The sequence below is a fragment of the Methylococcales bacterium genome (genome assembly GCA_030949405.1).
Classification (GTDB): domain Bacteria; phylum Pseudomonadota; class Gammaproteobacteria; order Methylococcales; family Methylomonadaceae; genus WTBX01.
In genome coordinates this window covers 1372451-1394504 of sequence record JAUZSN010000002.1, presented here as the reverse complement: position 1 = coordinate 1394504, position 22054 = coordinate 1372451, and the positions used below count along the sequence as shown (strand labels likewise).

The following is a 22054-nucleotide window of genomic DNA, read 5'->3' as shown; positions in this document are numbered from 1 at the left end:
CATCTTATTTTTTGAGTCATTCTTAAGGGAGGGGTGTGTACGTTATGGCGACGAACTTAGGGTGGGACACGTTGAGTTTAAACCGTTTATACTGAGCGTATTGACGTATGAATGGCTAACCGTCCGCCCTTCAACTAGGCTCAGAACGAACGGTAAGTGGATCGCCAAAAAGAGTAGAGACACAAGGCTTCGCGTCTCTATTCTTACCTTATATAATTTCCTCTTAACGAAGTCGCCTTTAAAAGCATCGTAGCACCTACGGATAAAATAGGTACTTTTTAATCATTCCAATTATTTTTTAGTTTCTTTAAGACTTCCCCCGACAGTAACCGTTTGTAATAACTCAGGACGAACGCGACGTTTAAACGCCTCTTTAATATCGGCTACCGTAATCGCTTCAACCCGTTGAGGAAAGGTATTGAGATAATCTAACGGTAATTTATGAAAACCAATTAAGCCTAAATAACGCATTAATTTACTGTTATTATCAAAACGAATAACAAAGCCCCCCGTAATATTTTTCTTAGCCGCAATTAATTCTTCTTCCGTAATGCCTTGATTAATAAAATCACTTAAGGTGGTATTTAAAACTTTTAACGCTTCTTGGGTTTGATCGTTTTTAGTTTGTAAACCCATCGTAAAAGGCCCTTTCTTAACCATCGGTGAAAAATGACTGTAGGCACTATAGGCTAAACCCCGTTTTTCCCGCACTTCCTTAAATAATTTAGAGACCAAACCGCTGCCGCCTAAAATATGATTCCCCACATAAAGAGCAATATAATCTTTATCATGGCGATCCATCCCAGGAAAACCGACTAAGACATGAGTTTGTGTTGAAGGATAATTAATATATTGGGTTGTTGATTTTTCAGGTAATTTAACATCAGGCAACGGCGCAGGTTTTTGTCCTTTAGGAAGTTTCGCCATCAGCGTTTCAGCGGTATAGGTGGCTTGTTGTTTGTTTAAATTACCGACAATAACCACCATTGCATTCGCCGTCACATAATGACTTTTATAAAATGCTTGAGTATCACTGGGCTTAAATTTAGAAACGGTTTCAATATAACCCGAACCTGCGTAGGCATAAGGATGATCACCATAGAGTGCCTTATAAAAAGCAAGACTTGCAATTGCCCCTGGTGATTCTTCACGATGCTTCAATAAGGTTAATAAACGCGTTTGTTCCCGATTAAAATCAGCGGAGGCAAACGTAGGCTGGGTTAAAACTGTTTGCATCGTTGCCAATGCTTTATCAAATAACTTAGGCTCTGTTAGTGTTCTTAATGACAGCGAAGCCGAATCATCACTTGCTCCAACACTAAATTGCGCCCCGACACTTTCAAAACGTTCAGCAATTTGATCCGCACTCCATTTACCCGCGCCTGTTTTTAATAAACTGGAGGTAAAAGAGGCCACCCCATGTTGTTTTAAATCTCTCGCACTGCCCGCATCAAAAATAACTTTGATGTCAACCATCGGCAAGGCGGAATTATTAATATAATAAACAGGCACGCCTTGTGAGGTTTGCCATTGTTGAATACTGACTTCCGCCTGTATAGAAACTGAAAAAACAAATAAAACAACGGATAATAATTTAGTTCGCATGACGCGCTCCTGCTATTGAGGCGGGTTTAGAAGGTTTTGTAATCGGTTGAGGATCCAAATACGCAATGGATAATTTATCGTCAATTAAATATTTAATCGCAACATCACGCACTTGTTCAGCGGTAATTTTATTAACATTTTCAATATAATGATCCATTTCTTGCCAACCAATGCCCACGGTTTCCATCATCCCTAATAACATCGCTTGATAGAAATTAGAATCCCGTTGATAAACCGCGCCTGCTAAAACTTGAGCTTTAATTCGTTGTAACTCATCCTGACCAACTAACTCTGTTTGTAATAATTTAACCTCAACTTTTAAAGCCGCTTCCAGTTCTTCAATCGTTTTACCTTCAACAGGTGTGGCTGATAAAGTCAATAAATCATCTAAACGCGCGGCTAAGGAATAACCCGCGCTGGCAGAAACCGCAATTTGTTGACCTCGCACTAAATGTTTACTTAAACGCGCACTATTTCCCCCGTCTAAAATTCCCGCCAAAACTTCCAAGGCATAGGCTTCGGAATCATCATCCAACGTATTTAACACAGGGACCTTATAACCCATGATTAAGTAAGGAAGTTTTGCAGGTAACTTCAAGGTCATTTTACGCACACCGTGCTGCTCTATTTCCAATTGGGGTTTTAAAGGCTTGATGACTTCGGCCTTAAAGCCTGCAAAGTATTTTTCAGCTAAAGCAAACACCTTCTCGGCCTCTATATCGCCAACCACCACTAGAGTTGCATTATTAGGCGCGTACCAACGTTGATACCATGCTTCTAAATCGTCAACCTGATAAGCCGAAATATCGCTAGGCCAACCAATGACAGGGTTTTTGTAAGGACTGTTGGAAAATGCCATCGCCATAAAATGCTCGTAAGTTTTAGCGCGCGGTTTATCATCGGTACGCATTCGGCGTTCTTCTGTAACGACTTCTAACTCTTTAACTAGCTCTTCTTTTAATAAATGCAAATTTCGCATTCGATCGGCTTCTAATTTAAAACTAATTTCCAGCCGTGATTTTTCCAAGGTTTGGAAATACGCGGTATAATCTTGACCTGTAAACGCATTTTCATTGCCTCCATTTTCGGCAATAATTTTAGAAAACTCACCTGCGGGGTATTTTTTTGTCCCTTTAAACATCATGTGTTCAAGCATGTGAGAAATGCCAGTAATCCCATTAGGCTCATAACTGCTACCGACTTTGTACCAAATTTGAGTCACAACAACAGGGGACCGACGGTCTTCTTTGATTAGGATTTTTAACCCATTTTTTAAAACTTTTTCATGAACCTTGCTTTCAGTTTCCGCGCTATTGACCCCGAAAGGCAGGCAGCAAAGTGCAATTAATAACAACTTAAATTTCATAACTTCCTCAATAATAAAAATGTTAGACGCATTGGACGTTTTTGATAATCAATCGTTCGCTGTATTTTATACGATTATCGCTAGTAATTTGAATTCTAATGACACACGAAAAAACAATTCTTTCTTGGAAAAATTATCTAGAGCTGTGTAAACCGAACGTGGTTGCATTGATTATTTTTACCGCTATTGTTGGCATGTTGCTTGCCATAGATGGAATTCCCCCGCTGGGTAGGTTTATCTATGCAACGATAGGGATTGGTTTAGCCGCCGCTTCAGCCGCCGCGATTAACCATTATATTGATCGCAAATCAGATGCTAAAATGGCTCGAACTAAAAATAGGCCGTTACCTAAAGGCGATCTGGAAGCAAAAAATGTAATGATTTTTGCCTTAATTTTAGGGGCAATTTCGATGGGTTTATTGGTATTTATGGTTAATATCCTCACGGCTTTCTTAACCTTTTTATCCTTAATCGGTTATGCCGTTATTTACACCGTTTATTTAAAGCGAATGACTCCCCAAAATATTGTTATTGGTGGAGCTGCAGGCGCTGCGCCGCCTGTTTTAGGCTGGTGTGCGATGACAGGTGAGGTTCATCCGTTTTCTTTATTATTATTTTTAATTGTATTCATTTGGACTCCCCCGCATTTTTGGGCATTGGCGATTGCAAGACGTGAAGAGTACGCAAAAATTGAAATCCCCATGTTACCTGTAACACATGGGGTTGAGTTTACCCGATTACAAATTTTACTGTATACCATTTTATTATTTATAGTGACTTTATTACCGTATTTAACAGGAATGAGTCACTTAATTTATCTTTTTACCGCGATCCCCTTGGGTTTTATATTTTTATTTTTTGCTATTTTGATGATGAAGCGAAAAGATGATAAAACAGCGATGAAAACCTTTGGCTTTTCGATTATTTATTTAATGCTAATCTTCGCCGCTTTGTTAGTCGATCATTATATTCCATTGAGTTTTTAAAAAACTAGGATGACCTTGATGGTTATTAATTAATTTTATCCAAATTTCGTACTGATCACCTCATTCCCAACGTCTTCATTGGGAACGAGAAAATTACATTCCGTTAAATTTTTAAAAAAATAATTATGAAAGATATCTTTGCTACGTCTATAGAAGTTAAAAAAGTCCGTAATCTTGATAACTTTACAATTAATTTAAGTGATACTGAACAATACCTTCGCCAATTTAGGTTTTGAGCTAGAATCTTTCAAAATCTAATATTTAGATTCTAATAAAATCAAGTAGTTACAATATTAAAAAGTAGAGTTTCAACTTACTTTATACGTTTGGCGAAGGTATTGACGTTTACTGGGGAGTTCTAATATTGCTCCCTTTTCTTGCCAAGCGTAAGGTACAGAAGGATTTAAACTAAAGCCAGATCCATCAAAGTAATATAAATTAATTTTCCCCTCAGTATCTAATTTTTGCATGATTTTCTGAGCATATTGTCCACGCCTAAAGGCTCCCTCATCACGCTGGCTCTTTAGTGATCGAGGACAGCGATGTCACGAATAATTTAATTTTTTTAATGCTTTCTTTAAGGTTTTTGTACATCAATACTTCGGACAGTTTTAAAAGTAGAGGAAATCTTCAATTCATAGGAAAATGTAGTTTCTAAAGCAACAATTTCCTGAAAAGAAGATTTCCATGCAACTAATAGAAACGATTTTAGAAAAAATGTCTAGTGGTTCTAAACCACCGTTACAATGAGTTATCAGAAAAAACCTATCGTCGATGGTTTAATAAAAAGTTAGATTTTCTTAAATTTAATCAGGTAGGTAATAATGAAATTCTTTCAACGTCGGGACAAAAAATAGCGGCTTTAGAGTGTAGCTTTGTTAACAAAAGTGGTGAAAAAACTTACGGTTTAGCTAAGTTTTGGGATTCTAAACAAAAGTTTACCCATGGCGTGATCGCTAAAGGTTACCATCAAATTGGAAAATTACGTTGTGATGCTAATTTACGTTTACTCTACGAAGGTGAGCAAAAAGAAAAAGGTCGCCATAAATGTTATGACAGTAAGTGGATTGTGGGTGAGACGAGAAAATTAGAATTAGCAGGTAAACAGGGTGGTGTTAAAATTTATACAGCAATCGTTAATTCTGTCTCATTGAAATGTAATATTCGCATCGCTTATTTAGTTAAAACAACGTCACAAGGTACACGTTATGCCTTGTTGTTTTCAACAGATACAGAGATTGATGCAATGACACTTTATAATTATTACAAGGCACGGTTTCAGATTGAATTTCTATTTCGTGATGCTAAACAATTTACAGGACTTTGTGATTGCCAAGCACGTTCTGAACCTGCTTTACACAGCCATTTTAAGGCACGTTTTACTGCGCTAAATTTGATTAAATGGCATGACCGACTTTTAAGTCCTAAACGAAAACCAATTTCAATCGGTAGCTGGAAGACTAGATTTTTCAATGAGTTATTGATTAAACGTATTTTTTCAAACTCTGGGGTAGACCTGAGTTTAATAAAATGCTCTTCTCAATACGAGGAGCTTTGTCGCTTCGGGGTTATCTCGCATTAAAACTGTCCGAAGTGTTGATTTTCTCTTTCTCCATCCAACAGGTCTCCCTCTGTTTACACTAACCAAATTATGACCTGTTAACACCTTAATCTGTGCAATAAAATCCTCATTACCAATCGCCATGCCCTTATTCGTGATTTTGCGAATGTCGTCAATTAGCTTATCATTAAGTCGTTGCTCGAATAATGACCTAAGTACCTAACTAAAAGTTATTTCTCGTTTGTATCATGTTTTTTACACGTTTTATTGAGTTATATGGCATTATCCAGCCTATTTAATTATTTTTAATATCTAGTGTAATATCTTGTTAAATAAGCTCTTTATATCTAAAAGTAGCTTTAAATTCAACAAGAAAGAATATGGGGTTTAGCTAAAATAACGCTTATTTTAAACGTGGAAACTCCCAAGCTCCAGCTTGGGAGCGAGATACGAGATAACTTCAAGCCTTATCAATAAATAACGTCCCACTTCCTTTGTAGGGTTTTATCGTGTTTAATCATCACACCTGTGATCCTTACTCTTTCTTTTTAGAATCATCCGTCGGACTCACAATTTCTTTAAACCGTTTTTTAAAATGTTCACGATCAAAAACAAAATAAGGTAATAACAATAAAATAGGCCACAATAGAAACCCAAATAATTTGAGAATAATTAAAAAGTTCATACTAAATTTCCTTTCGGTTTAATTAATAATAGAGGTTACGCAGAGACGTGAAAACACCCATTTTTTCACGCGTGCAACGACTTTAATCGTTAAAATATAACAGGATCCCTCTTGCTTTAAACATTCATTCCGCCTATGTTAAAAAATACCCTGCTCTTTCTTAAAGAAGATATTTGGTTCATGGCAGAAGATGGACTGCATCAGAGCCAACGCGTTGCCATCAAAGGTTTACGGATTTTATTACTAGCAGGACAAGGCTTTAATCACGACTTGTGTTTATTACGCGCCTCGGCATTAACCCTTTACACCTTGCTTTCGATAGTTCCTGTTATTGCGATGTTATTTGGAATCGCCAAAGGTTTTGGCTTTGAAACCATTTTAAAAGAACAATTATTAGACTATATTCCCGAACAAGAAACCTTAATTTTACGGCTAATTCAATTTGCTGAAAACTTATTAGCAAATACCGAAGGCGGTGTTGTCGCAGGAACAGGCATTATTGTTTTATTTTGGACCATTATTCGTGTGATTGGCAACATTGAAGAATCGTTTAATCATATCTGGAAAATTAAAAAACATCGTAATTTTGCACGTAAATTAAGTGATTATTTATCCCTCATGTTACTCGCGCCTATTTTATTAATTACGTCCAGTAGCATCACCGTTTTTGTCACCACGCAAATAACAGGATTGATTACTAAAACCCCATTTTCAACCCAAGGAACGGCGTATTTATTGTACCTGTTGAATTATTCACCCATGGTGATTATGTCTATTTTATTCAGTATTATTTTTATTTTTATGCCGAATCAAAAAGTTAATTATAACGCAGGTATTATTGCAGGCAGTATTACAGGCATTTTTTATCAAATTGTTCAATGGGGCTATTTAGAATTACAACTCGGAGTTTCAAGTTACAACGCCATTTATGGGAGTTTTACCGCCTTACCGTTATTTGTTATTTGGCTGCAATTAGGCTGGCTATTGGTTTTATTTGGCTGTGAAATGACTTTTTTTATTCAATATTATGCCCTTCATAAATACAAAGATAAATTTTCATTCCTGAGCTTTCGCTTAAAAAAACTAATTGCGTTACGCGTGATGCAATTAATTATTCAGCAATTTATTCAAGCGGAAAAGGCGTTATCAATGGCAGAAATAACAACTCAATTAGGATTGCCTGCGATGGTGATTCGGTCGAGTTTACAAACCTTAATCACTTGTAAAATGATTGTTGAATTTAAGAACGACACGCCGCTAGATCCTGTTTTTTATCCTGCTCATGATATTAATAAGCTAACGATTTATCAATTTATTAAGGCGCTGGAAACCCAAGAAAAAAATCAATTACCTGAAATGGCGAGTCTTGCTCAACTCGCTGAGATTAATTTAGGCTTTGATGAAAAAATAAAAAGGTCGGCTAAAAATATTTTATTAAAAGATCTTTAACCACGTTTGCCTTAAATAGATGAGATTAGCGTTTAAGCCTAAAATGATGTTGATGATACTGTTGAACGCGCTCAATAAAATTTGAAACCGTGTCTTGCGTCTGTAAATCAATCGCACAACACACAGGTAATAAAGGTTTTTCTTTTATAATCGTTGCCGCAAATAAACCACTATTCACTCCGATTAACGCGCCTTGGGTTGAAAAGACCTTACAATTATCAATCCCACAACTTGGCGATTTTTCTTGCAACACTAAGCCTGATATCGAGTGTTGTTTTATAAATTCTACGGCGTAATTTTGTAATAATAAGGTTAAATCAATCCGAGGGTTAACCGTATCTAAAACGCGGATTTTCCCCTGATCTAAGGTTAATTGAATTTTATTACGAGGAACAGGCAAGCCAATCGCGGTTTCTGGACAAACAGGCTGCAATTGAAGTTTTTCTTTCAGTCGATTAATGAGTAAAGAATTATACTTAGGTTGACCATCATAACGGACGATTTGCCCTGTTAAACAGCTACTTATGGCAAGAATAGGCAAGGCGGTCATCGTTTATTCGCGCCCCGAACAACAAGGACACTGAGGATTTTTTCTTAAGCGCATCGTTTGCCATTCCATTGTTAACCCATCCAACAATAATAATCGTCCGTTTAAAACTTCCCCAATCGCCATAATAATTTTCATCGCCTCTAATGCCTGAATACTGCCCACGATGCCTGTGATCGGAGCAATGACCCCATGAGTCGCACAATTTTGTAATTCGTCGCCTTCGTCTTGATACAGACAATTGTAACAAGGGCTGTCTTTCTGATGATTTAAAAAAACGGTTATTTGACCTTCAAAACGAATCGCTGCGCCTGAAACTAAAGGCGTTTTTTGCGCTACACAGGCGTTATTAATGGCAAAGCGGGTTTTAAAGTTATCGGAACAGTCTAAAACCACATCGGCCTTTTTGACTTCCTCTAATAATAAATTCCCTTCTAAACGCTGTTTTACCGCTTTTACATGGGTGTGTGAATTTAACAAATTTAACGTCTTTTTAGTTGAAATAACTTTATCCGTCCCTATATCGGCTGTGTAATGTGTAATCTGTCTTTGTAAATTAGATAACTCAACCACATCATCATCATAAATAGTCAGCGAACCTATACCCGCTGCTGTTAAATACAATGAAGTGGGCGAACCTAGCCCACCGGCCCCTATGATTAAAACATGGGCGTTTAGTAAGGCTTGTTGTCCTTTTATATCGACTTGAGGCAACATAATTTGCCGACTGTAGCGTAACAGTTGATGATCGTTCATAGCTTGATTTGATTAAAAAGTTAAGTAAAAAAGCGTTGTTATCATAAAACACAGATTCACTTGAAACAAATAACTTAGATAGATAAAATAACCCGATTATTATTAGCACTCATTATTAAAGCGTGCTAACCCTTTTAATTTTTACTCATTTTGGAGACATTAATGAAAATACGTCCGTTACATGACCGAGTCATCGTCAAACGTGTTGAAGAAGAAACAACAAGTGCTGGCGGTATCGTTTTACCAGGTTCTGCAACTGAAAAACCTAGCGAAGGCGAAGTTTTAGCCGTCGGTAATGGTAAACAACTTGATAATGGCGATGTTCGTGCTTTAGAAGTTAAAGTAGGCGATAAAGTGTTATTTGGTAAATACTCAGGTAACGAAGTCAAGGTTGACGGTGACGAATTAATCGTTATGCGTGAAGAAGACATCATGGGTATTTTAGTTTAATCCCTAACGTTCAAATAATCATTTACAGAATAGGAATAGAAATAACATGGCAGCAAAAGACGTAAAGTTTGGTGATGATGCACGTGGCTTGATGGCTCGCGGCGTAAATATTTTAGCAGATGCAGTAAAAGTAACGTTAGGCCCTAAAGGTCGTAACGCCGTTTTAGATAAAAGCTTTGGCGCACCTACGATTACTAAAGACGGTGTTTCAGTCGCGAAAGAAATCGAATTAGAAAATAAATTCGAGAATATGGGCGCGCAAATGGTTAAAGAAGTGGCATCACAAACGTCTGATGTCGCGGGTGATGGAACAACAACAGCCACTGTTTTAGCACAGTCTATTGTTAATGAAGGTTTGAAATCAGTTGCAGCGGGCATGAATCCTATGGATTTAAAACGCGGTATTGATTTAGCGGTGACGAAAGCGGTTAAAGCGATTATTGATAGTGCAGCACCTTGTACCGACAATAAAGCGATTGCTCAAGTCGGTACAATTTCTGCAAACTCGGATGAGTCTGTCGGTGAAATCATTGCAGAAGCAATGGAAAAAGTCGGTAAAGAAGGCGTTATTACCGTTGAAGAAGGTTCTGGTTTAGAAAATGAATTAGACGTTGTTGAAGGAATGCAGTTTGATCGTGGTTATTTATCACCTTACTTCATCAACAATCAAGACAACATGAGTGTTGAATTAGAAAGTCCTTTTATCTTAGTTTTTGATAAAAAAATCTCTAATATTCGTGATTTACTTCCTATTTTGGAAGGCGTTGCTAAAGCAGGTCGTCCTTTATTAATTATCGCAGAAGATGTTGAAGGCGAAGCCTTAGCCACCTTAGTAGTTAATAACATGCGCGGTATTGTTAAAGTAGCGGCTGTTAAAGCACCAGGTTTTGGTGATCGTCGTAAAGCGATGTTAGAAGACATTGCTATTCTTACTGGCGCGGTCGTTATTTCTGAAGAAGTTGGTTTATCATTAGAAAAAGCTGAGTTAGAGCAACTAGGTACAGCGAAAAAAGTTCAAATCACTAAAGACAACACCACCATTATTGATGGTGCGGGCGCAGAAGACGACATCACAGGCCGTGTTGCTCAAATTCGCGCACAAACAGAAGATGCGTCGTCTGATTACGATAAAGAAAAATTGCAAGAACGTTTGGCTAAATTAGCGGGCGGCGTTGCGGTTATCAAAGTTGGCGCGGCAACTGAAGTTGAAATGAAAGAGAAAAAAGCCCGTGTTGAAGACGCGCTGCATTCAACTCGTGCTGCAGTTGAAGAAGGCGTTGTTGCTGGAGGCGGTACTGCCTTAGTTCGTGCGATTGCAGCTCTTACTGATTTAGAAGGGATTAACCACGACCAAACAGTCGGTGTTGCTATTCTACGTCGTGCAATGGAAGAGCCTTTACGTCAAATTGTTGCGAACGCAGGTGATGAATCATCGGTTGTTCTTAATGAAGTTAGCAAAGGCGAAGGTAACTTCGGTTACAACGCGGCAACAGGCGAATATGGCGACATGATTGAGATGGGTATTTTAGATCCAGCAAAAGTGACGCGTTCAGCCTTACAAAATGCAGCATCGGTTGCAGGCTTAATGATTACAACAGAAGTAATGGTGTCTGATGCGCCTTCTTCTGATGACGGTCATGCACATGCAGGCGGCGGTATGCCTGACATGGGCGGAATGGGCGGCATGGGCGGCATGATGTAAATCATTGTCGTTGACGATTTTTTGAATCGTTAGCTGTTCAATCAAAAGCCTCGGTTGTGAAAACAATCGGGGATTTTTTATGCGTGCAATACTCGAAAGGTAGGCTACCAACTTAAGACGGGAGGCTATAGGGCGCGAGGTTTAACCATTCGTACTGAGTTCAATCGAAGGAAGTGAGGTTAAGCCGTTCATACTCAGCACGAACGGCTTAACCTCAACGTGTCCCGTCTTAAGGAATCAAGAGAAAATAAAGTATCCTTCATTTAGCTCAAAAGTAGTTTACACTTTATTCTTAAAAAATAGTGGGGAGTAAAATAGCTTTAGCTATTTTCGTAACTCGCCAATAGCTATAGCTATTGGACTCCAGTTTAAACTGTAAACCAAAAAATGAAGGATGCCGAAAATAACGTCCAAAACTAAATATGAAAATCTAGTGAATAATCAAAATTTCTCAAGGCTAGTTTCGGGGGTTATTAAAATTTCATTCCTACGTTCAATACCTTCGCCAATTTGAATTTTGAGCTAAAATTTTCCAAAACCTAATATTTTAGATCTAATAAAATCAATGAATTACAAACTTTTAAAATGATATTTCAACTTATTCTATATGTTTGGCGAAGGTATTGTAAGTTGGTCGCTGAAAGGTAAAGCATCCTAATTAGTGAATATGTACGGAACGGGCTTTATTTTTATCGGTTCTTAGTAAACTGTATTGATTTTGATTGCCTTTCAGTTTCATCCCATTCGGTTTCAATAAAATTAATTCCCCTTCATCTTTAATCTGATATTTTTGTATTTCACCCTCTTTTCGTGAAGTCAGGGTGACAATATTAGCTTGTTCGTCCCATTCATATTTTCCTTTATTATAATATTCCTTATTAGACGAGCGGGCATATTGAGTGACTAATAAATAATTTTGTTTATTTTTGAGTGATAAGGTCATTTTAACCCCTGCACAATCATCACAAGGTAGATAACCATAAAAAACGCCTCGAAAAGGGTGGCCTTCATCCATAAGCGGTATCGGCGGTTTTATATCATTATTTTGACTTCTAAGTTTGGCTCTATTTTCTTGAACAACAGCCATAATTTCCATATCCGATTTTTCTTTAAAAGGATTGAGATAGATCACTAAAAGTCCGAGTAAAAAAAGAATAATCGCTGTTTGCGAGGACTTTAGAAAATTTTTCATTATTTTTAAACCAATGGGCAGTGAAATAACCTGAGTTATTTAAATGGAGAAGCGTGGTTACTTATTAGATATTCCACGGGTTAAGAATTGTATCATTGGCTTCTGTAGACGATAAAATTTAAAATTAAACGTGAATGCCTTCAATAAAAATATCAACAAAAGCAATTATTTTGTCCGTCACTCGCTTAATGATCTTTTTTCTTTCAAGTAACTTAGGCTTATTATTAAGAATCGCTACAATATCATCCCTAAGCGGTTTTCTTGTTGTATAAAGATAATTCCCGATAACTTCTTGCAACTTTTCAGGGTTCAGGTTTTCTTGTTCACAAAGCACTTCAAAAGCTTTTTGTTTTTCTTCACCCCAAAAGGTTTCAAATATTTCTTCAATATTTTCTATCTCTTTAAGCTCAATAACATTTTCATTAATAAATTTTTCAATCAGGGATTTTTTACTTCTCAGCTTGGCATCCCCAGTTAATAAATCAATAATCGCTTTTTTATTTTTTTCCCGATCTTCTTGTTTTTGATCTTTAAAGTTACCTAGCAACCTTAAAATATAAGCCACATTTACATCATCACGATGAATAAGTTCTAGCTCAAAATCCACATCATCAAGAATAGAAACTTTTTCTTTAGCACGGTCACTTTTAACTTTATCGTGTAAGTCTAAATATTTACTTTTGTAGTCCTCAAAATTCTGCTGCGTCATCTCTAAATCAGTAAATTTAAAATTTGCAAAACTGGATAAAACATTATTTAACCGCATTAATTCCCTGAAGGCTTTTATAAAACCAAGCTCTTGCTCTTCAGTGCTTAGTTCATCCACACTTTCAAGCGTTGGAGCTAACTTTAACAATTCAGCAAAGCCCTGATTAAATTTATCAATATAGTTTTCATAAGGCTCTACTAAAATGGTTTCTTTGGCCTCTTTATTAGAAAATAAAGTAATCGCATCATCGGTATTTTTTTTCAGGTTACGGAAACAAATAATATTCCCTTGTGATTTTTTCTCGTCTAATATTCTGTTAGTTCTTGAAAAAGCCTGAATCAAACCATGATATTTTAAATTTTTATCAACATATAAAGTGTTAAGCGGTGGACTATCAAAGCCCGTTAAAAACATATTCACCACTAGCAAAATATCAATTTTTTTCTCTTTAACTTTTTTAGCTATATCTTGATAGTAATTGTAAAAACTGTGGCTATCTCTGGTTGAATAACGGGTATTGAATAGCTTATTATAATCAGCAATATAGCTGTCTAATTTATCCCTACTATGCTGATTTAGAGACCCCCCTTTTTTTATTTCTAGTTCCACATCAGGAATAAACCCGTTAGCATCCGTATCATTTTCATTGGCGATAAAACTAAAAATCGTGGCAACCCTTAAATTATGTTTTCCTGCCTGTTTTTTAGCCTGAAATAAATCGTAATATTGGGTTACGGTATCAATAGAACTCACACAAAATAGTGCTGTAAAGGCTCTACTATGGGTTTTGCGATTATGATTAGCAATAATATAATCGGTGATTTTCTCAAGCCTTACAGGGCTTTCTAATAACTCTTTAGTATCAATATCTTCGACTTCAATATCTATTTCATTTTGACTGTCTTCTTTTTGCTTATACCTACCCACATACTCAATAGAAAACTTTAAAACATTTTCATCTTTAATCGCATCGGTAATTACATATTTATGCAAACAATCATGAAATAGGTCTTTGGTCGTTTTTAAGCCTAGGGTATTTTCTGCAAAAATCGGTGTCCCCGTAAAACCAAACATTTGATGATTTTCAAAAAAGTTTTTTATACGATTATGCGTTTCTCCAAATTGTGAGCGATGGCATTCATCAAAAATAAACACGATTTTTTTATGTTTAAGTTTTTCCATTTTACTTAAATACTTGGGGTTTTTAATCGCTGTATTTAGTTTTTGAATGGTGGTAACAATCAGCTTGGTATCATCAGAAAATTGTTTGACTAAGGCGATAGTATTATCTGTACCATCCACTGAACCATCCGAAAAACCGTTAAATTCTTTGGTGGTTTGATAATCAAGATCTTTTCTATCCACCACAAAAACCACCTTATGTACTTGGGGTAGTTTGGTTAAAATCTGACTGACTTTAAAGGAGGTTAGCGTTTTTCCTGAACCTGTTGTATGCCAAATATAACCATTTTTATCAGTATCTTTTACGCGGTTTATAATAGCTTCCGTTGCATAATATTGATACGGTCTAAGTGCCATTAAAATTTTTTGAGTTGCGTTCAAAACGATGTATTTTGTAATCATCTTGGCAATGTGGCATTTTTCTAAAAAATCATCGGCAAATTCTTCTAACCCTGTGATATTTTTATTGTGTTCATCCGCCCAGTAAAAGGTTTGTTTAAAGGACTGGTGACGATTATTTGCATAATACTTGGTATTGACCCCATTACTGATAATAAATAACTGAATATAATTGAAGAGAGCTGAACCTGCGAAATAAGAATGTTTTTGATAACGGTTGATTTGATTAAAGGCTTCTTTGAGTTCTAGCCCTCTTCTTTTCAGTTCAATTTGTACCAATGGCAAACCGTTTATAAGCAGAGTAACATCGTAGCGGTTTTTATAGCTTCCTTCCATGGTCACTTGTTGGGTGACTTGAAATTGATTTTTACACCAGTGATCTTGGTTGATAAATTCAAGATAGAGCGAATCACCGTTTTCTTTTTCAAGGTGCATTTTATCTCTAAGAATTTTCGCCCTTTCAAATACATTGCCTTTGTTCAAGTGGTTTAGGACTTTAGAAAATTCGCCATCGGTTAAGGTTAAGCGATTATGTTTTTCTAGTTGAATTTTTAAATTAGCCAGTAGATCTTTTTCGTCTTTGATTTTTACCAAGTTGTGACCGAGTGAAACCAGTTGTTTAACCAGATTATCTTCTAAGGCTTGTTCTGATTGACTAACTTCTTTTGCATAATTTTTTTGCTGCATTTGTTTTTGTTGTTGTTTTTTAAACAAGTTTTTATTATAAAATTCAATGCCTATATGGTTAATATGTTTGATTAAATCAGCATTATTAAGAGGGGAAAATAAAGAAATATCAAAGCCGTAAATAAGCTCTAAATCCTCTATGGCATCCATGACCTGAGATAATAAATTTTTAGCAGGTTTTTCGATGGTTTTAATACTTAAATCAATATCAGAGCCATTTTTATAATTACCTTTGGCGCGTGAGCCATATAAAACCACGCTTTCAATCGCATCAAATTGAGCTAAAGCGGTTTGAATTTTTAACACAGTGTCAGGGTTTAAGCCTGATTGTTCAGAAAGATTCATCACGATGTTTTTTTAAGGTTTCAATAAGTGCTGCAAATTCTGAATAATAATCATCAATAATATGATTAATGATTTTTTGGGTTGTTTCTTCATGGTAGGTATGAGAGCTTAAATTACGGTCTTTAATCATTTCCATCCATAGTTCAGACTCGGTAATTAAACCCACCTTAAATGCCTCTCTGGTCACATCTTTTGAACCATATAAATTTATAACGCCCCGATATTCTAAAAAGTCTTTTTGGGTTTTCCAAGCTAATTCATGATTGTATTCAAAAGATTGAATTAAGCCTTGTTCTTCCAGTTCATTTAAACTATCTCTAGCCATAAACTTAGTTAATTGAGCAAAGGCTTTTAAAAAGTTATTAAAGCGTTGTATCCAGCGAATATCTTGCGTCATTTTTAAAGTTTGGCTAAGGTCAAAGTTTATATTTGGTGATGGTAATTTATATCAAACACACTTGATTTTTTATTATCTAAGATTATACTACGAGGTACATTTATCTGTACTTATTAGTAAAGAGGTTTTTATGGATACGATAAGCTATACGGCTATTCGCGCAAATTTATCAAAAACAATGAAGCAGGTTTGCAATGACCACGCGCCCATTATTATTACCCGAAAACGTGAAACACCTGTGGTTATGCTTTCTTTGGAGGATTATCACGCATTGGAAGAAACTGCTTATTTACTTTGTTCACCTGCTAATGCTCGAAATTTACTTGAGTCAATTGAATCACTTGAAACAGGGAAAGGTATAGAGCAAAATTTAATAGAATGAAGCTTATTTTTGCGCCTAAAGCATGGGATAGTTACCTTTATTGGCAAAAAACGGATAAAGCGATGCTGAAAAGGATTAATAGTTTAATTAAAGCTATTCAACGAGAGCCTTTTGAAGGCATGGGTAAACCTGAGCCATTAAAACATGCGTTATCTGGTTTTTGGTCTCGGCGTATCAATGATGAGCATCGAATTGTTTATAAAGTGACTGAGGATTCTATTTTAATTGCACAACTTCGTTATCATTATTAAGTAAATGACATTGGTATCAAGTAAATACATTATGATAAGTTCGCTGGGCGACAAAGCGGTGTATTTAATTTAGGTGGATTAAATTCAATTTCAGCGATTTCAGGCATTGCGAGTAGCTCTATAATGTTGGTTTGTTTGGGTTGTTGTAAATAATCAGATAAAATTTTACTAATAGCTTCTTGTGCATTTTGGTAATGACTTTTTGCAATGACTTGATTTATTAGGTTATCATCGAGGGTTATTGTGGTCATGGTTATATCCTAAGTTAAATAAACATTTGCTGGAGTAGTCCTTTTTTATAGTCCTTTGTGCCATTTAGTTGTTTTTCTACGAGGTTTATTTTTTGATCGAGTTCGGTTAGGAAGTTGGCGATTTTAGTTTGTTCTTCAAGACAAGGGAAATTTATTAAACAATGACTAATTTCACCTAAATTTATTTTTTTAGGGAATGCAACATGAATAATCCTTTTATGTAATTCCTTTTGAAAAAGTGAAGATTTAATATACTGATTAATAAATAAAGTATTATTAATTTCTGTTTTTTTTATTAAGGCAAGACTTACATAAAATGAAGCATTAACATCCCAATTAATATATTTTGATGTTCCAATATCTCCTATTTTAGTCATCAAAATATCACCTTTTTCCAGTTTTACCCTTTTATTTTCTTTTTCAAAAACCTCTTTAGAAATAAATTTTGTATTAAAAAAATTATTACTGGTTAAATGTTCAACACTATAAAAAGGTATTCCCTCTTTTTTATAATCAGGAGTCATATGAGTACCATCATAAATTTTTGTAACATCCCCCAACCTTTTAACTTCCCAATCAGGGTAAGCATTGCCGTTGTCGTCTTTAAATCTCAACGCTTGAGAAAAAACCTTTTGCATCACCCCTTTTTTATAGCGTTCTAAAAGCTGTTTTTTCTTGCTTAACTGCTCTATTTTACGGTCGATTTGGGTTAAAAAATCGGCGATTTTTTGTTGTTCTAGTTTGGCTGGTAGATTTATTTTTACTGAATTAACCAATTCGCTACTGATATTACTAACCACGCCTCCTGCCGCTAATCTTTTATATTGTTTTTGAACAAGTTCAGAACCTAATAATTGACGTAAATATGCTTTATTAAAATTCTTTTCATAATCTCTGAGAACAAACCATCCATCGTGAATATATCCATCTATATTTAATATATATGGCTTTCCATAACTCATAGAGTTTGACAGAATTATTTCACCCACATTAACTTTCCTAGATTTTTCAGCACCTTTTTTTGTTATTTTCTCTGCTGTAGAATTAATATAAATATTACTTAATTTGGTATCACCAATCTTAATCCAATTTACTCCATCATCAGACTTTGTAACAAACCTCACAATAGGACGAGGAGAACTTCCCCTTTGCAATTTGACTAATTGCTTGAAACTTTTCCCTTCCCAATCCCCCGAAAATTCAGGAAACCTTAAAACAGGCACTTTTTTATTGATGGCTTTCAATGGAAACACTATTTTCTCTTTATCAATAATTTCTTTAAAATAAGGCTTAACTGCGTGCATATCAATAACATCAACACGATAAGGCAGGCGTGAATCTTCAAAGGCTATTTTTAGCTGAGTCAATAATTTTAATGCTATCTTATCCTTGCACTCTAGGGCTAAATCCAAATCAGAACCCACTAATGAGCTGCTTTTAGCACGACTACCAAAAATCCAAACCGTGCAATCCTCTTGCAAATATTTCGCTAAAATATCCCTAACGATAAGTAACTCTTTTGGCGTCACATCAAATTTAATTTTCATTGTTGGCATTAATACGGTCACTTAAAAATAAAATCTCATGATAAAACGCGGGTAACTGTTCCACAATTTCAACAGCAATATCCTCATCATAGCCATGAGAGGTATTATTTCTATTTTCCCTGTAAATATCCCACTCATCCCAACTATGCTTAACGATGCCGATTTTATAAGCGTACCGAATTAAATTAGATAACTTTTCTCGGTCGATTTCCATCGGGTCGTCAGACATACTTTTTAAATAGCGGATTAATATTTTTTTTGACATTTCATAACAGTATTCAAACCGTTGAATACAAGAATCCCTGACAAAGGTGTTGGTTTTGTCTTTTTCGTACTCTCTTAATGCCTCACCCAATGACGAAATCACTTTATTAAAGGCGGTTAAATCGAGTCGCTCGTTATACATTTTACAATTCCTTAAAACGGGGTTGCAATATTAAGTTGCTTACAAAAATCTAAAATATTATTGTCGGTTTGAGTTATTTCCTCATCTAAACTCACCAACTCACTGGCGACCGCCTGTAAATCAATGGGCTCTTCTTCCTCAAAAGTATCGACATAACGCGGAATATTTAAATTGTAGTCATTTTCCTTAACCTCTTCTAAACTGGCACAATAACTGTATTTATTCTCAACAATTCGTTGCTGAAACGTGTGAATAAGCTTGTTAATATCCTCATTTCTCAAATAATTTTGATTCTTCTTTTTTTCAAAATGCGCACTAGCATCAATAAATAAAATCGTATTATCCGCTTCACGACATTTCTTAAACACTAAAATACAGGTGGGTATCGAAGTCCCATAAAAAATATTAGCAGGTAAACCAATCACCGCGTCAAGATAATTTCTATCTTCAATTAAATATTTTCTAATATGCCCCTCGCTACTTCCCCTAAATAAAACCCCATGCGGTAACACCACTGCCATAATGCCATTTTCAGCAAGCTGTGAAATCATGTGTTGCACAAAAGCAAAATCCGCTTTGGTTTTTGGGGCTAACTTGCCATATTGACTAAAACGCTCATCGCCCATAAAAAGTTGATTAGCCGACCAATGCGCTGAAAAAGGCGGATTCGCTACAATGGCTTCAAATTCTTGCCCTAAGTGTTGTGGATGCTCAAGCGTGTCCTCCTGCTTAATATCAAACTTTTGATAATGAACCCCGTGCAAAATCATATTCATTCTTGCAAGGTTGTAAGTAGTATTATTTAATTCTTGTCCGTAAAACACGTTAACATCCTGAACCTCTCTTTTAACCCTGAGCAATAATGAACCTGAACCACAAGTAGGATCATAAACCGATTTTAAACGCGTTTTACCCGTGGTCACGATTTTAGCCAACACCGTTGAAACTTGTTGTGGCGTATAAAATTCCCCTGCTTTTTTCCCTGCCCCACTGGCAAATTGCCCAATTAAATACTCATAAGCATCCCCTAAAACATCCGCTTTAGGATCATCAAGACTAAAATCTATGGCATCTAAATGACTTAATACTTTAGAAATTAAGGTGTTTTTAGCGGTTGCAGTTTTACCCAGTTTTTGTGAAGTTAAATCTAAATCAGAAAATAAATCATCAAAATCATCTTCTGAAGCCGTCCCCATGGTACTGGCTTCAATGTTTTTGAGAATCTTAGTTAAATCTTCAAGAATAAAATTACTTTGATCCTCGTTCTCACTTTCGGCATTGCCCTTTTTAGCTATTTCACTGAATAATTCAGACGGCTTTAAAAAGTAACCTAATTTATCAATAGATTCTTCCTTAATCGCTTCAAGGTACTCTCTCCCCTCTTCGTTATCTTCCTTGATAGCGTCATACTGCAAGCCGTCTTCTTTTAGAATCTTGTTTGCATAAATCATCATCTTTTCAGAAAGATATTTGTAGAAAATAAAGCCCAAAATGTAATCACGGAACTCGTCCGCATCCATCTTTCCTCGGAGTTCATTGGCGATATTCCAAAGCTGCTGTTCAAGTAATTTCTTTTGTTCTTCTGACATTGAGTAGTTTTAATTGAGATAAAAAGGGCCGTCGATGATAAATAGTTTAGTCAACCCAACTTAAATTTGATGGCTCAATAAAATAAGGACCTCCAAAAATCTATTTTGAACGCCCTCTTATTGTTTTATCATTGACAGAAAAACCTAACCTATAAAATATAAATTTTTAGGGGGAATGACGACATCATTTTTTTCAAATGATAACGGTTGAATCTTAAAGATATTGCTTTGAAACCGTATTTAATGTTTGTTCTAATTTTTTATCTGCGGTGGAATCACCAATCGAGGTAAATTTCCACGCGCCCGAATGACGGTAAAGTTTACCCATAATCATTGAAACTTTGCCTGAAAAAGTCGCATCATTTGCAATATCAAAGGTAGCGATAATCTCATCAACACGCTCAGGCGTGCCTTCATAAATCCGAATGGAGGCAAATGGAATCGAGGCAAAATCTTGTCCCTGAAATGAATTCAGCACAAAAACGACTTGATGAATAGTTTTAGGAATACGGGTTAAATCAACCACGATAACCTCATTATCTAAGCCATCATCGCCTTCCATATCCCCCGTTAAATCATCGCCTGAATGCTGAATTGAACCACATTTTGACGCTAATTGACCAAAATAAACAATATCCATTAATTGTTTGTTTTCTGCAAATAATCCCACTGACGCATCTAAATCAACCGCCACTTTTTTCATTTTACCGAATAAGCTTTTTTTCTCAATCGCGCCCCAATTTACCCCAATACAAATACGCTCTAAACTATTTCCGCCTTTAGCCAGACTAATACGTTGCCCTTTTTGAAGACTTATCGCCATGTTATTCCCCTTAATTATTAAAGATATTTACGTTCAACTGTTTTTAACGTCGCATCTAATTTACGATCTTCAGTTGAGTCACCTAGTGAGGTAAATTTCCATGCGTCTGCATGTCGATATAATTTCCCCAAAACCATTGAAACTTTACCCGAAAATGTTGCATCATTCGCTATGTCATAAGTGGCTACAATCTCATCAACACGACTTGGAGTCCCCTCATAAACGCGAATGGATGCAAACGGAATGCTGGCAAAATCCTGTCCATTAAATGAATTTAAAACAAAAACAAGTTGGCTTACATTGGCAGGAACCGCAGTTAAATCAACGGTGATGACTTCATTGTCTAAGCCATCATCCCCTTCCGTATCGCCCGTTAAATCATCCCCTGAATGCCGTATAGATCCGCATTGTGAGGCTAATTTACCAAAATAAACTTTACCTATTAATTTTTTATCATCTGAAAATAAACCCACAGAGGCATCTAAATCAACGCCCACTTTTTTAAGCTTTCCAAAGAGCCCTTTTTTCTCAATCGCGCCCCAATTAACCCCGACACATATTTTTTCTAATCCTTTGCCTGCTTTCTCAAGACTGATCCGTTGTCCCTTTTGAAGACTAATTACCATGATAGTTACCCCTGTTAGTTTAATGAATTATTTTATGATAGATGCGTTATTATATAGGCAGATTCTATTATCTCTTATACTTTGTCAATTTCTGTTATCGAATTTTTAAAGCTTAAGTGACCTAGCTCACACTCTTAATGCAGCTTTACCTTTAACCGCTT

22 protein-coding genes are annotated in these 22054 nt (G+C 35.9%); 7 read left to right on the top strand and 15 right to left on the bottom strand.

Features of this window, described 5'->3' with window-relative positions; genetic code table 11:
• Positions 1-291 precede the first annotated feature (291 nt).
• A complete protein-coding gene (locus Q9M50_07440; protein MDQ7090464.1) occupies positions 292-1605 on the bottom strand; it encodes a pitrilysin family protein in 1314 nt (437 codons plus the stop codon).
• Entirely contained in the window at positions 1595-2971 is a 1377-nt protein-coding gene (locus Q9M50_07435; GenBank protein MDQ7090463.1) for a pitrilysin family protein, read from the bottom strand. The genes Q9M50_07440 and Q9M50_07435 overlap by 11 nt, the downstream gene beginning before the upstream one ends.
• 98 nt (positions 2972-3069) lie before the next feature.
• Here Q9M50_07435 and cyoE point away from each other — a divergent pair, with 98 nt between their 5' ends.
• Positions 3070-3957, top strand: a complete 888-nt coding sequence (cyoE, locus tag Q9M50_07430; protein ID MDQ7090462.1) for a heme o synthase — start codon at positions 3070-3072, stop codon at positions 3955-3957.
• Between the two features lie 308 nt (positions 3958-4265).
• Here the strand turns inward: cyoE and Q9M50_07425 are convergent, their stop codons facing one another.
• Positions 4266-4427, bottom strand: a complete 162-nt coding sequence (locus Q9M50_07425) for a hypothetical protein (GenBank protein ID MDQ7090461.1) — start codon at positions 4425-4427, stop codon at positions 4266-4268.
• Between the two features lie 254 nt (positions 4428-4681).
• On the opposite strand from Q9M50_07425, the gene Q9M50_07420 reads away from it, so the two are divergent.
• On the top strand, positions 4682-5539 hold the full coding sequence (locus Q9M50_07420) for a transposase (GenBank protein ID MDQ7090460.1): 858 nt from the start codon (positions 4682-4684) through the stop codon (positions 5537-5539).
• Between the two features lie 514 nt (positions 5540-6053).
• On the opposite strand, the gene Q9M50_07415 is transcribed toward Q9M50_07420, so the two are convergent.
• Entirely contained in the window at positions 6054-6203 is a 150-nt protein-coding gene (locus tag Q9M50_07415; GenBank protein ID MDQ7090459.1) for a hypothetical protein, read from the bottom strand.
• 135 nt (positions 6204-6338) lie between these two features.
• Between Q9M50_07415 and Q9M50_07410 the strand changes: the two genes are divergently transcribed.
• A complete protein-coding gene (locus Q9M50_07410) occupies positions 6339-7652 on the top strand; it encodes a YihY/virulence factor BrkB family protein (GenBank protein ID MDQ7090458.1) in 1314 nt (437 codons plus the stop codon).
• 25 nt (positions 7653-7677) lie between these two features.
• On the opposite strand, the gene Q9M50_07405 is transcribed toward Q9M50_07410, so the two are convergent.
• Complete coding sequence (locus Q9M50_07405; protein MDQ7090457.1) at positions 7678-8202, bottom strand: DUF523 domain-containing protein; 525 nt, start codon at positions 8200-8202, stop codon at positions 7678-7680.
• A gap of 3 nt (positions 8203-8205) precedes the next feature.
• Complete coding sequence (moeB, locus tag Q9M50_07400; protein MDQ7090456.1) at positions 8206-8955, bottom strand: molybdopterin-synthase adenylyltransferase MoeB; 750 nt, start codon at positions 8953-8955, stop codon at positions 8206-8208.
• A gap of 162 nt (positions 8956-9117) precedes the next feature.
• Here moeB and Q9M50_07395 point away from each other — a divergent pair, with 162 nt between their 5' ends.
• Complete coding sequence (locus Q9M50_07395) at positions 9118-9405, top strand: co-chaperone GroES (protein MDQ7090455.1); 288 nt, start codon at positions 9118-9120, stop codon at positions 9403-9405.
• A 46-nt stretch (positions 9406-9451) separates the two neighbouring features.
• Positions 9452-11107 (top strand): chaperonin GroEL, encoded by a 1656-nt coding sequence (gene groL, locus Q9M50_07390; GenBank protein MDQ7090454.1) that lies wholly within the window; start codon positions 9452-9454, stop codon positions 11105-11107.
• Positions 11108-11765: 658 nt separating this feature from the next.
• Here the strand turns inward: groL and Q9M50_07385 are convergent.
• The 3 genes from Q9M50_07385 to Q9M50_07375 all read right to left on the bottom strand — a co-directional run bounded on the left by Q9M50_07385 (position 11766) and on the right by Q9M50_07375 (position 16018).
• Entirely contained in the window at positions 11766-12299 is a 534-nt protein-coding gene (locus Q9M50_07385) for a copper resistance protein NlpE (GenBank protein MDQ7090453.1), read from the bottom strand.
• Positions 12300-12423: 124 nt separating this feature from the next.
• On the bottom strand, positions 12424-15303 hold the full coding sequence (locus Q9M50_07380; protein MDQ7090452.1) for a type I restriction endonuclease subunit R: 2880 nt from the start codon (positions 15301-15303) through the stop codon (positions 12424-12426).
• Positions 15304-15607: 304 nt separating this feature from the next.
• Positions 15608-16018, bottom strand: a complete 411-nt coding sequence (locus Q9M50_07375) for a nucleotidyltransferase substrate binding protein (GenBank protein ID MDQ7090451.1) — start codon at positions 16016-16018, stop codon at positions 15608-15610.
• A 130-nt stretch (positions 16019-16148) separates the two neighbouring features.
• Here Q9M50_07375 and Q9M50_07370 point away from each other — a divergent pair, with 130 nt between their 5' ends.
• Both Q9M50_07370 and Q9M50_07365 read left to right on the top strand, forming a co-directional pair.
• Positions 16149-16400 (top strand): type II toxin-antitoxin system prevent-host-death family antitoxin, encoded by a 252-nt coding sequence (locus tag Q9M50_07370; protein MDQ7090450.1) that lies wholly within the window; start codon positions 16149-16151, stop codon positions 16398-16400.
• Complete coding sequence (locus tag Q9M50_07365) at positions 16397-16651, top strand: Txe/YoeB family addiction module toxin (GenBank protein ID MDQ7090449.1); 255 nt, start codon at positions 16397-16399, stop codon at positions 16649-16651. Before Q9M50_07370 ends, Q9M50_07365 begins: the two co-directional genes overlap by 4 nt.
• A gap of 29 nt (positions 16652-16680) precedes the next feature.
• On the opposite strand, the gene Q9M50_07360 is transcribed toward Q9M50_07365, so the two are convergent.
• The 6 genes from Q9M50_07360 to Q9M50_07335 form a co-directional block, all read right to left on the bottom strand.
• Positions 16681-16902: a type II toxin-antitoxin system VapB family antitoxin gene (locus Q9M50_07360; protein MDQ7090448.1), complete on the bottom strand. Its 222-nt coding sequence runs from the start codon at positions 16900-16902 to the stop codon at positions 16681-16683.
• A 14-nt stretch (positions 16903-16916) separates the two neighbouring features.
• A complete protein-coding gene (locus tag Q9M50_07355; GenBank protein ID MDQ7090447.1) occupies positions 16917-18458 on the bottom strand; it encodes a restriction endonuclease subunit S in 1542 nt (513 codons plus the stop codon).
• Entirely contained in the window at positions 18439-18855 is a 417-nt protein-coding gene (locus Q9M50_07350; GenBank protein MDQ7090446.1) for an HI0074 family nucleotidyltransferase substrate-binding subunit, read from the bottom strand. The genes Q9M50_07355 and Q9M50_07350 overlap by 20 nt, the downstream gene beginning before the upstream one ends.
• 11 nt (positions 18856-18866) lie before the next feature.
• A complete protein-coding gene (locus Q9M50_07345; protein ID MDQ7090445.1) occupies positions 18867-20444 on the bottom strand; it encodes a type I restriction-modification system subunit M in 1578 nt (525 codons plus the stop codon).
• 214 nt (positions 20445-20658) lie between these two features.
• Positions 20659-21267 carry a TerD family protein gene (locus Q9M50_07340; protein ID MDQ7090444.1) on the bottom strand — a complete coding sequence of 203 codons (609 nt, stop codon included), beginning with the start codon at positions 21265-21267 and terminating at the stop codon, positions 20659-20661.
• Positions 21268-21284: 17 nt separating this feature from the next.
• On the bottom strand, positions 21285-21893 hold the full coding sequence (locus tag Q9M50_07335; GenBank protein ID MDQ7090443.1) for a TerD family protein: 609 nt from the start codon (positions 21891-21893) through the stop codon (positions 21285-21287).
• Positions 21894-22054 lie beyond the last annotated feature (161 nt).

Coding starts and splice junctions, on each gene's coding strand:
- Q9M50_07440 (MDQ7090464.1), bottom strand. CDS start 1,605: ATGCGAACTAAATTATTATCCGTTGTTTTATTTGTTTTTTCAGTTTCT.
- Q9M50_07435 (MDQ7090463.1), bottom strand. CDS start 2,971: ATGAAATTTAAGTTGTTATTAATTGCACTTTGCTGCCTGCCTTTCGGG.
- cyoE (MDQ7090462.1), top strand. CDS start 3,070: ATGACACACGAAAAAACAATTCTTTCTTGGAAAAATTATCTAGAGCTG.
- Q9M50_07425 (MDQ7090461.1), bottom strand. CDS start 4,427: ATGCAAAAATTAGATACTGAGGGGAAAATTAATTTATATTACTTTGAT.
- Q9M50_07415 (MDQ7090459.1), bottom strand. CDS start 6,203: ATGAACTTTTTAATTATTCTCAAATTATTTGGGTTTCTATTGTGGCCT.
- Q9M50_07410 (MDQ7090458.1), top strand. CDS start 6,339: ATGTTAAAAAATACCCTGCTCTTTCTTAAAGAAGATATTTGGTTCATG.
- Q9M50_07405 (MDQ7090457.1), bottom strand. CDS start 8,202: ATGACCGCCTTGCCTATTCTTGCCATAAGTAGCTGTTTAACAGGGCAA.
- moeB (MDQ7090456.1), bottom strand. CDS start 8,955: ATGAACGATCATCAACTGTTACGCTACAGTCGGCAAATTATGTTGCCT.
- Q9M50_07395 (MDQ7090455.1), top strand. CDS start 9,118: ATGAAAATACGTCCGTTACATGACCGAGTCATCGTCAAACGTGTTGAA.
- groL (MDQ7090454.1), top strand. CDS start 9,452: ATGGCAGCAAAAGACGTAAAGTTTGGTGATGATGCACGTGGCTTGATG.
- Q9M50_07385 (MDQ7090453.1), bottom strand. CDS start 12,299: ATGAAAAATTTTCTAAAGTCCTCGCAAACAGCGATTATTCTTTTTTTA.
- Q9M50_07375 (MDQ7090451.1), bottom strand. CDS start 16,018: ATGACGCAAGATATTCGCTGGATACAACGCTTTAATAACTTTTTAAAA.
- Q9M50_07370 (MDQ7090450.1), top strand. CDS start 16,149: ATGGATACGATAAGCTATACGGCTATTCGCGCAAATTTATCAAAAACA.
- Q9M50_07365 (MDQ7090449.1), top strand. CDS start 16,397: ATGAAGCTTATTTTTGCGCCTAAAGCATGGGATAGTTACCTTTATTGG.
- Q9M50_07360 (MDQ7090448.1), bottom strand. CDS start 16,902: ATGACCACAATAACCCTCGATGATAACCTAATAAATCAAGTCATTGCA.
- Q9M50_07355 (MDQ7090447.1), bottom strand. CDS start 18,458: ATGCCAACAATGAAAATTAAATTTGATGTGACGCCAAAAGAGTTACTT.
- Q9M50_07350 (MDQ7090446.1), bottom strand. CDS start 18,855: ATGTATAACGAGCGACTCGATTTAACCGCCTTTAATAAAGTGATTTCG.
- Q9M50_07345 (MDQ7090445.1), bottom strand. CDS start 20,444: ATGTCAGAAGAACAAAAGAAATTACTTGAACAGCAGCTTTGGAATATC.
- Q9M50_07340 (MDQ7090444.1), bottom strand. CDS start 21,267: ATGGCGATAAGTCTTCAAAAAGGGCAACGTATTAGTCTGGCTAAAGGC.
- Q9M50_07335 (MDQ7090443.1), bottom strand. CDS start 21,893: ATGGTAATTAGTCTTCAAAAGGGACAACGGATCAGTCTTGAGAAAGCA.